The sequence below is a fragment of the Bradyrhizobium sp. AUGA SZCCT0169 genome (assembly GCF_018130085.1).
Lineage (GTDB): Bacteria > Pseudomonadota > Alphaproteobacteria > Rhizobiales > Xanthobacteraceae > Bradyrhizobium.
Genome location: NZ_JAFCMC010000001.1, coordinates 137,912 through 151,033, shown reverse-complemented (window position 1 = coordinate 151,033; position 13,122 = coordinate 137,912). Strand labels below are relative to the sequence as shown.

General features: G+C 62.9%; 12 protein-coding genes. 6 read left to right on the top strand and 6 right to left on the bottom strand.

Going from position 1 to position 13,122, the window contains the following annotated elements:
• Positions 1-49 precede the first annotated feature (49 nt).
• Positions 50-1,066, bottom strand: coding sequence for a hypothetical protein (locus JQ609_RS00700; RefSeq protein WP_409363432.1), 1,017 nt, complete (start codon positions 1,064-1,066; stop codon positions 50-52).
• Between the two features lie 249 nt (positions 1,067-1,315).
• Between JQ609_RS00700 and JQ609_RS00695 the strand changes: the two genes are divergently transcribed.
• The 3 genes from JQ609_RS00695 to JQ609_RS00685 all read left to right on the top strand — a co-directional run bounded on the left by JQ609_RS00695 (position 1,316) and on the right by JQ609_RS00685 (position 3,294).
• Positions 1,316-1,690: a Crp/Fnr family transcriptional regulator gene (locus JQ609_RS00695; RefSeq protein ID WP_212271666.1), complete on the top strand. Its 375-nt coding sequence runs from the start codon at positions 1,316-1,318 to the stop codon at positions 1,688-1,690.
• Positions 1,687-2,499 carry an MBL fold metallo-hydrolase gene (locus JQ609_RS00690; protein WP_212211965.1) on the top strand — a complete coding sequence of 271 codons (813 nt, stop codon included), beginning with the start codon at positions 1,687-1,689 and terminating at the stop codon, positions 2,497-2,499. Before JQ609_RS00695 ends, JQ609_RS00690 begins: the two co-directional genes overlap by 4 nt.
• A gap of 183 nt (positions 2,500-2,682) precedes the next feature.
• Positions 2,683-3,294, top strand: a complete 612-nt coding sequence (locus tag JQ609_RS00685) for a glutathione S-transferase family protein (protein ID WP_212211967.1) — start codon at positions 2,683-2,685, stop codon at positions 3,292-3,294.
• A 124-nt stretch (positions 3,295-3,418) separates the two neighbouring features.
• Here JQ609_RS00685 and JQ609_RS00680 read toward each other — a convergent pair whose 3' ends face one another.
• The 3 genes from JQ609_RS00680 to JQ609_RS00670 are packed head-to-tail and all read right to left on the bottom strand — an operon-like array spanning position 3,419 to position 5,441.
• Positions 3,419-3,916 carry a TPM domain-containing protein gene (locus tag JQ609_RS00680; protein ID WP_212211969.1) on the bottom strand — a complete coding sequence of 166 codons (498 nt, stop codon included), beginning with the start codon at positions 3,914-3,916 and terminating at the stop codon, positions 3,419-3,421.
• A 2-nt stretch (positions 3,917-3,918) separates the two neighbouring features.
• Positions 3,919-4,809, bottom strand: coding sequence for a YgcG family protein (locus tag JQ609_RS00675; protein ID WP_212271665.1), 891 nt, complete (start codon positions 4,807-4,809; stop codon positions 3,919-3,921).
• 20 nt (positions 4,810-4,829) lie between these two features.
• A complete protein-coding gene (locus tag JQ609_RS00670) occupies positions 4,830-5,441 on the bottom strand; it encodes a LemA family protein (RefSeq protein WP_212211973.1) in 612 nt (203 codons plus the stop codon).
• 198 nt (positions 5,442-5,639) lie between these two features.
• On the opposite strand from JQ609_RS00670, the gene JQ609_RS00665 reads away from it, so the two are divergent.
• From JQ609_RS00665 to JQ609_RS00655, 3 genes are read left to right on the top strand one after another with little or no spacing between them, the layout of a single operon-like run.
• On the top strand, positions 5,640-6,491 hold the full coding sequence (locus JQ609_RS00665; RefSeq protein ID WP_212211975.1) for an enoyl-CoA hydratase: 852 nt from the start codon (positions 5,640-5,642) through the stop codon (positions 6,489-6,491).
• Positions 6,492-6,496: 5 nt separating this feature from the next.
• On the top strand, positions 6,497-7,642 hold the full coding sequence (locus JQ609_RS00660; RefSeq protein ID WP_212271664.1) for an acyl-CoA dehydrogenase family protein: 1,146 nt from the start codon (positions 6,497-6,499) through the stop codon (positions 7,640-7,642).
• A gap of 30 nt (positions 7,643-7,672) precedes the next feature.
• Positions 7,673-8,869, top strand: coding sequence for an acyl-CoA dehydrogenase family protein (locus JQ609_RS00655; protein WP_212271663.1), 1,197 nt, complete (start codon positions 7,673-7,675; stop codon positions 8,867-8,869).
• A gap of 5 nt (positions 8,870-8,874) precedes the next feature.
• Here JQ609_RS00655 and JQ609_RS00650 read toward each other — a convergent pair whose 3' ends face one another.
• Both JQ609_RS00650 and JQ609_RS00645 read right to left on the bottom strand, forming a co-directional pair.
• Positions 8,875-9,747 (bottom strand): division plane positioning ATPase MipZ, encoded by an 873-nt coding sequence (locus JQ609_RS00650; RefSeq protein WP_212271662.1) that lies wholly within the window; start codon positions 9,745-9,747, stop codon positions 8,875-8,877.
• A 244-nt stretch (positions 9,748-9,991) separates the two neighbouring features.
• Complete coding sequence (locus tag JQ609_RS00645; RefSeq protein ID WP_212271661.1) at positions 9,992-12,313, bottom strand: xanthine dehydrogenase family protein molybdopterin-binding subunit; 2,322 nt, start codon at positions 12,311-12,313, stop codon at positions 9,992-9,994.
• Positions 12,314-13,122 lie beyond the last annotated feature (809 nt).

Below are 13,122 nucleotides of genomic sequence, written 5' to 3'. Positions count from 1 at the left end.
GGCGCTTCACATCCCGGTGAAGCGCCTTCGTCATTCAGATTGCGCGCAATCAGCGGGCGACGATCAGGCCCTTGCTGGTCACGACCACCCATCTGCCGTCCTGCTTGCGGATGGCATCGATGCGGCCGAGACCGGGGACGGGATCGCCGGCGTAGACTTCAAAGATGCCCTGGCGGCCCTCGATCAGCGCGCTGCCATTGGCGGCGTCACGCAACACCCAGCCGTCCACGGTCGGCAGCCGTGCAATCTCGGGCTTCGGCGCGGGAAGCGGCACCGCCGCAGCCGTTGCGGGCGGCGACACCGTTCCCGTGACGTCCCTCGCGGCGGCCGGCATTGCGGCGGCGACGGGCGTGGGCGCAGCAGCTTGCGCGCGGAGTTTTTCGACGGCTTCGCTGAGCTTGGCGAGCTTGGCGGCCGGCTCGGCCTGCGCCTTCTCGACCTTGTCGAGGCGGTCGCTGGTCTTGTTGAACTGGCTCACCCCGGTTTTGGAGGTGTGCTCGACGCTGGCCTTCAGCGCCAGGATATCGGCATCGATCCGCGCCACCGAGGCTTCGAGCGCGCTGTTGTTGTTCATGGCGGCGGAATTTCCGGCCATCACGTATCCAAGGCCCCCGGTTGCGAGCGCGCCACCGAGCGCACCGGCGACCGTCGCCAGCGCCACCACAGCCGCCATCGCCGACATCCGGCGCTTGCCTGACACCCCGTCAGCTGCAACGGCCTCCGGCTTCGCATCGGCTTCGTCACCGTTCCACGCGCGCTCGCCGGGCGACATGATCAACAGCTTGCCGGGAATTCGCGGCGATTCAACTTTCGGAGCTTCAGATGTAGCCGCCTCGACCTTCGCCGGTTCAGCTTTGGCAGCTTCAAGCTTGGAAGCCACGACCCTGGGCGCTTCCACTTTGGGTGCATCCGGCTTGGGAGAGGTTTCTTGCTGGTCGGGCGCCAGCATCGGGGACTCGATCGCCGCAATCACCGGCTCTTTGGCTGCGGACATATCGGGAGCGGCCGGCCCGGCGCCGACGGAACCGGTTTCACCGCTGGTGGCCTCGGACTGCTGTTCGCTCACGTTCAATTCTCCAGAATGGGTTGACCTTTTGGTAACTTTTATTGCTTGCGAAATCGTTACCGGGTTCCGCCTTACCGAAATTTAAGAGGGCAACCGGGCCTGTTTGCGGCCGCAAGTTGACGGCGACGCGGCCGGCAATTCCGCCCCTCGCCCTTTGTTGCCCTGCGGCAATTTCGACAGCTCCGTTTGCGCCCGTTCATTTACCGATTAACATGGCCCGACCATCCAGCCAGAAGGCAGGAGGCCGCCATGACCATCGAAAAATGCATCAACGAGTTTGATGTCGATGACGTCATTTTTGAGGAAGGCTCGACCGGGCGTGAGCTGTTCGTCGTACTCGACGGCAAGGTCGAGATCGCCAAGCTTAACGGCGCCAGCAAGACCATCATCGTTACGCTCGGCAAGGGCGAGTTCTTCGGCGAGATGGCCGTGATCGACGGCTCGTCCCGCTCGGCGACCGCGATTGCCGCGGCGGCGCACACCCGCGTGATGCGGATCAACCACGCGCGCTTCGTCTACCTGGTCAGCCAGCAGCCGGCGTTTGCACTGATGATCATGGATGCACTCAGCAAGCGGCTGCGTGCCTCGAACGCCATCACGTTCAAAGCCGCGGCCAATTCATGAGCGAGCGCCGCCCCAGCCCGTTCAAGACCCTGCTCGAAAGCGACGTTTGCACGCTGATCGAGGCAGCCGAGGACGTCTACCAGATCCGCTTCAAGAACCGCGCGGCGAACGCCTATCTGGTGCGCGGCAGCTCGCGGACCATCATGATCGATGTCGGCCTGTCATCGAACTATCCGCATCTGCTGAAATGTCTGCAACACGTCGATTGTCCGCCCGAGAAAATCGACTTGGTGGTGCTCAGCCATGAGCACCTCGACCATATCGGCGCCGCCTATCATTTCAATGGCCGCGCCTTCATCGCCGCGCATCGGCTGGCCGCCAACAAGATCATGCTGCGCGACGATTTCTCGATGCTGCGCAAGATGTTCAACGAACCGAATATCCCGATCAATGTCGACATCTGGCTCGAGGAAGGCAATCTGCTCGACCTCGGCAATTTCCGCCTCAACGTGATGTACACGCCCGGCCATACCTCGGCCTGCATCACGCTGTTCGACCAGGACAAGGGCCTGTTGTTCGCTTCGGACACGCTGATGCCCGGCGGCGTGATGGGCGGCGTGTTCGGCTCCGGCAGCATCGCCGACTATATCCAGTCGCTGGAGCGGCTGAAGGGGTTGAACTCGAAGATCCTGTTGTCCGGCCACGGCCGCCTGTCCGACACGCCGCAGGACGATGTACGGGTCGCCATTCAACGTTCGCACAACCTGCTATCCGACACCGCGCAATTGTTCGATGCGCTGGATGCGCGCTCGAATTTCGAACCGATTATGCAATCGGTGCGCGACCTCAACAAGCTGGATGACGGCTAGGCAGCCAACGCCGCCGGACCAATTGCGGCATCCGGAATTATTCCCCCCTGCGTGGACCCTGGCATCATTTAAGATCACACTTGCCGACCCTTCTGTGTGACTCAGCGATTTGACAAAATTTGTGGCGGCCTGTTCAACAGCAGCAATAATGACGCCTCAAGAAGCACAGGGAGAGAGAGCACCATGAAACTTTACGACTCGGTCGGACCGAACCCGCGCATTGTCCGTATGTTCATGGCGGAAAAGGGCATCGAAATGCCGAAGCAGACGGTCGACCTGCGCAAGGGCGAAAACCGCGAAGCCGAGCATCTGAAGCGCAATCCGCACGGCCAGATGCCGGCGCTTGAACTCGACAATGGCAGCTATCTCTCGGAAGTGATCCCGATCTGCGAATACCTCGAAGAGAAGACCCCGGCGCCTGCGATGATCGGGACGACGCCGGAAGAGCGCGCCGAATGCCGGATGTGGACGCGCCGCGTCGATCTCAACATCTGCGAACATCTCGCCAATGGCTTTCGCTTCGGCGAGGGTCTGAAGTTTTTCGAAAAGCGCATCCTCTGCGCGCCCGAAGCCTCGCCCGGCCTGAAGATGATCGCGGCCAACCGCCTGCAATGGCTCGACGGCCAGATGGCGGGGAAGGATTACATCTGCGGCAAACGCTTCACGATGGCCGACATCCTGCTGTATTGCTGGCTCGATTTCGGCGGCACGGTCGGCCAGCCGCTGGATCAAAGCAACGGCAATATCGTGGCGTGGATGGCGCGGGTTGCGGAGCGGCCGTCGGTGAAGGCCTGACCGTCATTGCCTGCGACAAGCGCGAAGCGCTTGCGCAAGGGAGCGCAAGCGACGAAGCAATCCATACTTGCTGTTTGGCTGTGGATTGCTTCGCTTCGCTCGCAATGACGTGGAAGGTTCTGAGTTAAATCACCACCGGCGTATCCGGCAGTTCATTCGTCCCGCCGCCCTGCGGCGGGAAATGCGCCGCCAGTTCGCGCGACACCGCCTCGATCCCCTTGATCACGCCGCGTTCGAAATTTCCCGCCCGAAACTCCGCTTCCATCTCGACGCAGATATTCTCCCAGCCGGCAGTGCCGACATGCGCGTGGATGCCGCGGTCGGCGACGATTTCGACGTCGCGGTCGGCGAGCAGGAGATAGATCAGTACGCCATTGTTGTGCGCGGTGTCCCAGATCCGCAATTGCGAGAAAACATCGAGCGCGCGTTCCCGCGCCGGCTGGTTGCGGAACAGCGGCGCGCCGTCGAGCGCGCCTTCGACGACGAAGCGGACCTGGCCGGAATGCGTGGCCTCGCCCGCCCTGATCGCCGCCTCGATCGCGGCCAGCACTTTTGGTGGAAAGTCGCGCCGCTCCCGCCAGCGGTGTTGCAGAAGATGCCTGCCGATGCGTTTGATGTCCATATCTACCAGCTCCCCGACGCGCCGCCGCCGCCGAAACTGCCACCCCCGCCGCCGCTATCGCTCGAGCTGCTGCTCGAACTGCCTCCGGACCATGAGCCGCCGCTGCTGCCCCCTGACCAGCCGCCGCTTCCACTGCTCCCAGGCGTCGACGACACGATGGCGTCGCTGAACAGCACGAAAAGCGCTGCGATTAACCCCGCGAATATACCCGCAACCAGCGAGCCGAACAGGAACCAGGCGATCAGCATCACCACGCCGCCGCCAACGCCCGCGCCGACCAGGCGCCCGAGCATGGTCCGCATCAATCCGCCGAACAGGAACACCGGAATCAGGAGAAACGGATTGAATAGCGCATCGACGTCGAACACCCCTGTCTGATGTTGCCAATGCGGCGGCTCCGGCTCCGGCAGTTTCTCGCCATCGATGATCCGGATCATCTTGTTGAGGCCGGCCGAAACGCCGCCGGCGAAATCACCGGACTTGAATTTTGGCGTGATCTCCTCGTCGATGATGCGCTTGGTGGTGACGTCGGTCAGCGCGCCTTCGAGGCCATAGCCGACCTCGATGCGAAGATGACGATCGTTCTTGGCGATGACCAGCACGGCGCCGTCGTCGATCTTCTTGCGGCCGATCTTCCAGGCCTCTGCCACGCGGAGCGAGAACTGCTCGATCGCCTCGCCATCCGTCGTCGGCACGATCAGCACCGCGACCTGGCTGCCCTTCCGGGTCTCGAAACTTCGGATGGTCTGGTTCAGCGAAGCGATATCGCCGCTGGTGAGTGTCCCGGTCTGATCGACCACGCGCCCGACAAGCGGTGGCACCACGACGATGGCCAGGGCTGAAGCAGCCCAGAACACGAGCAGCGCAAGAATGGAAACTCTTGCAGCGTTCATTGCGATTGATCTTTGATCCGCTACTTCGCGGGCGCGGCCGGTGTCGGATTGAAATCCACCTTCGGCGCCGTGGATATTTCCTTCTCGTTCTCGACCGCGAAGTTCGGCTTTTCCTTGTAGCCGAACATCATCGCCGTCATGTTGTTCGGGAAGGTGCGGATACCGACATTGTAGTCCTGCACCGCCTTGATGTAGCGGTTGCGCGCCACCGTAATGCGGTTCTCGGTGCCTTCGAGCTGCGCCATCAGATCCTTGAACAGTGCGTCGGATTTCAGCTGCGGATAGTTTTCGGTCACGACCAGTAGTCGGGACAGCGCGCTGGAGAGTTCACCCTGGGCGGCCGTAAATTTCTGGAACGCGGCGGGATCGTTCAACACCTCGGGCGTGGCCTGGATGCTGCCGACCTTGGCGCGGGCGTTGGTGACCCCGAGCAGCACGTCCTTTTCCTGCTGCGCAAAACCCTTCACCGAGTTGACGAGGTTGGGCACGAGATCAGCGCGCCGCTGGTACTGATTCACCACCTCCGACCAACCCGCCTTGACCTGCTCGTCGGTGGTCTGGATGGCGTTGTAGCCGCAATTGGTCAGGCTTAGCGTCGCCAGCGCCGCCAGCACGGTCCATAATCTGCGCATAAAACACTCCCGGTATTATTTCGTGTCACGGTATCAGAATGGCGTGGTTTCATACAATTATTCCGGGGCTGGGCCTGATGGCCCATCCCGGAATAACGGCGGTGATTGAATGAACTTCGGGCCGCTTTCGTTCCGATGGCTCTTGCCTATCGTCAGCTGAAATAGTCACATGGCCGCACAATAATAACGGGAGGGCCCATGACCACATTCGAAACCATCGTCGTGGAGCGGCCGGAGCCGCGCATCGCGCGGATCGTGATGAACCGGCCCGAGGCGCGCAACGCGCAGAACCTGCAAATGACCTACGACCTCAACGCCGCCTTCGATGCGGCTGTGCAGGATGACGCGGTCAAGGTCATCATTCTCGCAGGAAGCGGTCCACATTTTTCCGCCGGGCACGACCTGCGCCCGGGCAGCAAAAATGAAGCGGGGGTGGATTTTCCGCCGGTCGGAAATTGGGGCGGCTTTGCCGAACCCAACGCCCATGGCCGCTTCGCTCGCGAGCAGGAGATCTATCTGCAGATCACGCGGCGCTGGCGCAATCTGGCGAAGCCGACCATTGCGGAAGTGCACGGCAAATGCATCGCCGGCGGCCTGATGCTGGCCTGGGCCTGCGACATGATCGTCGCCAGCGCCGATGCCGAGTTCTGCGATCCAGTGGTCACCATGGGCGTCTGCGGCGTCGAATGGTTCGTGCATCCCTGGGAACTCGGCCCGCGCAAGGCCAAGGAGTTGCTGTTCACGGCGGACACCTGGAGCGCCGACGAGGCGCATCGACTCGGCATGGTCAACCACGTCGTGCCGCGCGCGGAGCTTTCCTCGTTCGTGATGGCGCTGGCGCAGAAGATCGCAGCGAAGCCTTCGTTTGCGCTGAAGCTGACCAAGGAGGCCGTCAACCGCTCGGTGGATGTGATGGGACAGCCCGCGGCGATCGAACAGGCGTTCGCGCTGCATCAGCTCTGCCATGCGCATAATCTTCAGGAATTCGGAATGGTGGTGGACCCCGCGGGTCTCCATCCGTCCGTCCGGAAATCAGCTGTAACGAAGTAGATCATATGGACCTTACCCTGAGCGACGAGCAGCGGATGCTGCGTGAGAGTGCCGAACGGTTTGTTGTCGAGACGTACAACGCCGACCATCGCCGCCGGGTGGCGAACGATCCGCTCGGCTTCAGCGCCGAAATCTGGAAACAGTTCGCCGAACTCGGTTGGCTGGCACTGCCGATCGCCGAGGATCATGGCGGGCTCGGCGGCGGCGCGGTCGAGATCGGCATCCTGATGGAAGCCTTTGGTCGGGGACTGGTGTCTGAACCCTATCTCTCGACGGTGGTGATCGGCGCAGGCCTGATCGGTGCATGCGGCAGCGAGGCGCAAAAGCAGGCGCTGCTGCCCAAGGTCGCCGACGGTTCGCTGTATCTGGCGTTCGCGCATTCGGAACGCGCGGCGCGGTTTAACCTTGCCGAAGTCTCGACGACGGCCTGGAAGACGCCCAATGGCTGGCGGATCGATGGCCGGAAGACCGCGGTGCTCGACGGCAATGCCGCCGGGCAGATTATTGTTTCGGCGCAGGTCGCCGACGACAATGGCGTGGGCGACCTCTGCCTGTTCCTGGTGCCGGCAGATACGGCCGGCCTCGGCAAGCGCGATTTTCCGCGACTCGGCGGCGGGCGCGCGTGCAACCTCGAATTTCGCGGCGTTCATGTGGGCGCCGATGCCCAGCTCGGCGACGGCGGCGACGCGCTGCCTGTTATCGAGGCCGTGGTCGACCGCGCGATGGCGGCGCTCGGCGCGGAAGCCGTCGGCATCATGCAGACGCTGCTGGATCAGACGCTCGAATATACCAAAATTCGAAAACAGTTCGGCCGGCCGCTGTCCGCCAACCAGGTGATCCGCCATCGGCTCGCCGACATGGCGATGAACTGCGACGAGGCCCGCTCGATGGCGCTGCGCGCCGCGCTGATGATCGATGCCGAACCTGTCGCGCGCGGGCGTGCCGCGTCGGGCGCCAAGGCCAAGATCGGCAAATGCGCCCGCTTCGTCGCCGAACAATCCGTGCAGCTGCATGGCGCGATGGGCGTCACCGAAGAGCTCGACATCGGCTCCTACTTCAAGCGGCTGCTCGCTTTCGACACGTTGTTCGGCGGCAGCGCCCATCATTATCGCCGCCACGCCGCCCTCGGCGGCAAGACTCTTCACACTTAAAAGTCCATTCAAGCCTAGCGGGAGCGCACCATGGATCTCACCTTCAGCGCCGAGGAGCGCGCCTTCGAACAGGAAGTCCGCGACTTCATCGCGCAGAATCTGCCGGCGGAAATGAAGCACGCGCAGTCGCTGACTCCATCGGTGTTTTCCGATCCGGATATCGGCATCGCCTGGCAAAAGGCGCTGCACGCCAAGGGCTGGGGCGCGCCGGGATGGCCGGTGGAGCATGGCGGGCCGGACTGGACGCCGGCGCAGCGCTGGATTTTTGAAGCCGAATGCGCCCGTGCCGGTGCGCCCAATGTCAACGTGATGGGCGTCAAGATGGTCGGGCCTGTCATCATCGGCTTCGGCTCGCCTGAGCAGCAGAATTTCTATTTGCCGCGGATTCGCTCCGGCGAGGATTACTGGTGCCAGGGCTATTCCGAGCCCGGCTCCGGTTCCGATCTCGCCTCGCTGAAAACCCGCGCGGTGCGCGACGGCGACGACTACGTCATCAACGGCACCAAGATCTGGACCACGCATGCCCATCACGCCAACCGCATGTTCGCATTGGTGCGCACCAACGAGACCGAGCGGCAGCAGGACGGCATTTCCTTCATCCTGATCGACATGAAGAGCCCGGGCATCACCACCCGCCCGATCCTCACGATCGGCGGCGACCACGAGGTCAACCAGGTGTTCTTCGACGACGTCCGCGTGCCCGTCGCCAACCGGGTCGGCGAGGAAGGCAAGGGCTGGACTTACGGAAAATACCTGCTCGAGTTCGAGCGCGGCTCCGGCATCGCCTCGGCGAAATTGCGCGAGGCGCTGAAGACGGTATCCGACCTCGCCGAATCCGAGGCCACCGGCCGCGCCATCGACGATCCCGATATTTCGATGCGGATGTCGGAGATCGAGGTCGATATCGACACGCTCGAAATGACCGAGCTGCGGGTGCTGTCGGCGCTGCAGACCGGTCAGAATCCCGGCGCGGTGTCCTCGCTGCTGAAGTTGCGCAACAGCGAAATCCGTCAGGCCGTTACGCGCCTCGGTGTCGATGTGATCGGCCATGACGGCCTCTATGTCGAACCGATGCGGCCGTTCTACAAGCTCAACGAGGCGCCGGGGATTCCCGAGGAGATGCTGCCGGTAGTGCCGGAATATCTCAACAGCCGGGCGTACACGATCTTCGGCGGCTCGTCGGAAATCCAGCGCGATATTATCGCGAAGATGGTGCTGGGATTGTAGGACGATCAGGCCACTTCCCGCCTACGGCCCACAATCTCATGGGCTGTGACAGCGTTACCCAATCCGATCGCGGTGAGCAGCTTCAGCATCTCCAGCCGCGCGGTGACGTGTGACATGGTGGGGCGGCTACCCAGCGTGATCTCGTCGAGATCATCGACGGCGGTCAGGCCCCGCGGATAGAACTCGCGAAAAATCACCCGTTCGGCGAGGCCGTCGATGCAGCGGAAGTTCAGCCGCTGCGACAGCTGCTGGATGCTCTCGCCCACGAGGCGCTTGTTGCGCGAGCCGAGCGTGGAGAGCCGGTTGCGCAGCACGATCCAGTCGGTGACGCCGAGATAGCGCACGCGGCGCCTGCCGCGCGCTTCTTCCACCATCTCGGCATAATGACTGGTGCCGGTGACGCGGAAGGATTCGGGATCGACGGTGCCGAGCACGTCGAGATCGACGAAGCTGTCATTGAGCGGCGTGATCAAGGTGTCCGCCATCGCATGCGCGACATGCGTCAGATAATCGTCGTGGCCGGGAGTGTCGATGATGACGACGCCATGGCGGCCGGCGAGCGTCTCGATGGTCTTCTCGAGCGCCCGGCAGCCGGCAGCCTGTTCATCGGCCGAGGGATAATCGAGTTGCTGGAAGCAGAAATGCTGGGGCATGCCGAGGTCGCGGCCGACATGACGCGCCCAGGCGCGGCGGTTCTCGATGTGATGGGTGAGACTCTTCTGCCTGGTATCGAGATCGATGGTGGCGACGGCCTGTCCCGACTTGATCAGGGCGATCGCGATGTGCATGGCGACGGTGGATTTTCCTGATCCGCCTTTTTCATTGCCGACGACGATCACACGAGCAGACAGTGCCCGCATCGCACCTTCAACCGACATCGGATCGCCCCCGAGAGTCTGATTACGTTCCTGCTTCTTGCTGGGCTCATTGGGCTTGATTCGGCGGATTCCCGCAACGGTGCGGGGTGCCGATTTTTGAGGCGTGCTGCTTTGAGTCGCACTCATTTCAAGCCAGCACCAAGTGTCATGGCCGGGCTTGACCCGGCCATCCACGTCTTGCTTGCTCATACACCGTGAAGAGTGGATGCCCGGGACAAGGCCGGGCATGATGACCTTTCTGCCGTTACACCCCCACCCGCGCATCCCTGATCGCTTGCCAGACCTTTGCCGGCGTCAGCGGTGTGTTGAGCTGCTTGATGCCGAGTTCGCTGAGCGCATCCATTACGCCGTTGGTAATGCAGGGCGGGCCGCCGATGGCGCCGGATTCGCCGCAGCCTTTGGCGCCGAGCGGATTGGTGCGGCACGGCGCGGAATCATCCAGCGTCACCTCGATCGGCGGGATGTCGTCGGCGCGCGGCACGCAGTAATCCTGATAGCTCGCGGTCAGCAATTGTCCTTCCTCGTTGTAGGACACGCCCTCATACAGCGCCTGTCCGATGCCCTGCGCGACGCCGCCATGCACCTGGCCGGTGACCAGCATCGGATTGACGGCGATGCCGACGTCGTCGACCGTGGTGTAGCGCACCACTTTGCTGACGCCTGTTTCGGGATCGATCTCGACCTCGCAGATATGCGTGCCGTTCGGCCAGCTCGGGCCGTCGACTTCACCCTCGCTGTCGACGCTGAGCCGCGCGCCGTCTTCCTTCTTCGCGATCTCGAACAGGCTGATGCGCTTGTCGGTGCCGACCACGGTGAGAAAGCCGTCGCGATACTCGATGTCCTCGACCGAGGTTTCCAGCACATTCGACGCTTTCTCGCGCGCCTTGTTGATCATGTCGTTGGTGGAAACCGCCACCGCGGTGCCGCCGACGAACAGCGAGCGCGAACCGACCGAGCCGAAACCGGTCGCAAGATCCGTGTCGCCCTGCACCACATCGATCGTGTCCATGGGAATGCCGAGCGTATCGGACACCATCTGGGTGTAGGTGGTCTGCAGGCCCTGCCCCATCGCCATGGTGCCGGAATGCAGGATGATGCGGCCTTCAGCTGTCGCATGCAGCGAGACCTTTTCGGTGTGCGCACGCCCGCCGGTCCATTCGATGTAGCTGGTGAGGCCGCGGCCGTAGAGCAGGCCCTTCTTCTTCGCGGCCTTCTTGCGCGCGTTAAAACCGTCCCAATCGGCGAGATCGGAGGCGCGCTGCATCATGTGCGCGAACGCGCCGGAATCGTACACCTGGCCGGCGGCGTTGGTGTAGGGCAATTGCGCCGGCTTGATGTAATTGACCTTGCGGATGGCGCGCGGGTCCATCCCGATCTGGCGCGCGGCGGCGTCCATCAGCCGCTCGACGATGAACACGGCTTCCGGCCGGCCCGCGCCGCGATAGGCGCCAACGGGCGCGGTGTTGGTCATCACGGATTTGACTTCGAAATGCACCAGCGGCAGATCATAGACGCCGGTCTGCACGAACGGCCCGAGCACCAGCGGAATGATGTTGCCGGCGCCGCTGCTGTAGGCGCCGGTGCCGCCGATCGAGCGCACGCGATAGGCCAGCACGCGGCCCTTGGCGTCGAGCGCGAATTCGCCGGTCGAGGTGAGATCGCGGCCATGGGTGCCGCCGACGAATTCATCGGTGCGGTCGCCGCGCCAGCGGATTTTCTTGCCGAGCTTTGTGGCGGCATAGGCCACCACGCCGTCTTCCGGATAAAGGCTGGTCTTCTGCCCAAAGCCGCCGCCGATATCGCCGACCAGCACGCGGACGCTTTCCTTCGGCCGCTTCAGGATCGATTCGGCGAGCAGGTCGCGGGTCGAGCCAGGGGTCTGCGATTGGACGTGCAGGATCAGCCGGCCGGACTTGTCGATCTCGGCAATGGTCGAGCGCGGCTCCATTGCGGACGGAATCAGCCGCTGGCTGACCAGATCGAGCGATACGGTATGCGCGGCGCTGGCAAATGCCGCTTCGACCTTGGCGGCATCGCCATAGCTCATGGCGCCGACGATGTTGTCAGGCGCCTCGGGCCACACCACAGGCGCGCCCGGCTTGACCGCCTCGACGGGATCGACCACCGACGGCAGCACCTCGTAATCGACCGCGATCGCTTCCGCCGCGTTCTGCGCCAGCACGCGCGAGGTCGCGACCACGGCCGCGACCGGCTCGCCGGCAAAGCGCACGACCTCATGCGCCAATAGCCGCCGCGGCGGCACCGTCATCGGCGAGCCGTCCGGCCGCTTGAAGATCGCCAGCGTCGGGATGGTGCCGATATCGTCCCTGACCAGATCGGCGCCGGTATAGATGGCTTCGACGCCGGGCAGCTCGGCCGCGGCCCTGGTATCGATCGCGACGATTTTGGCGTGGGCATGCGGCGAGCGCAGCACGTGCAGCCACAGCGCACCTTCCTCCGGCCTGTCGTCGATGAACTGCCCCTTCCCGGTGAGCAGTCTCTGATCTTCCAAACGCTTGACCGGCCGGCCCGCACCAAAACGCATATTGCCGGGAAGAATGTTCATCAGTTGGTCCTTCGATTTTCTTCGCAAAAGTTGGGTGGGTTCTAGCCGATAGATAGGGTGCGAGCCAACCCTATGGAAGCGCCTGGGAAATGGGCAATGCTGTCATGCACTGCGGCTCCAAAAATGGTGTCGTCCTCCGCGAAAGCGGGGGACCCAGTACGCCGCGGCTTCTCGGTTCAATCATCGGCGTCTCTGGAATACTGGGTCGCCCGGTCAAGCCGGGCGATGACACTGAATATGTAGCTGCGATCTCGCGACGCGATGCGCCCGAGCTATGCTTGAAATCGTTCGCCCTCTTAATCAAAGGGCGCAGGGAATGCCGGATGCGCGCTGCACCCGCGGTCTCGTGTGCGATTGTGCTAAGAAAGCTGCACACGAGCATACAGGGCAGCGGAGAACATCCGACATTCCCTGCGCAGTGGCTTTACGGCTTATGACGCGCTCTCCCCGGTGAGACGGCCTCTATTGCCACCGTCGCCCCTCGGAAGCGTTAGCTCCCTTAAGGCTTGACGCCGTTACGGGCGCCAGGACCACACGCTTTCGCCGTACGCCTCAGCCGCGACCGTCAATCGCAACCTCAGCGTCCACCGCAACCCGCCCCTCGTCGTGACGACGGCCGACGCCCCTCTTGATAGGACGGGATGGCGATAGATGCGCACTGATTTGGGGCGGATGACAACAAGAATATTTTCGATTTTCGGAATTTTATGACTTGACACGATTTCTGTAATTCGGAACTGATTTGCCCGTCGGGTTATTTTGTCGCACCACTGTCATTGCGAGGAGCGAAGCGACGAAGCAATCCATTC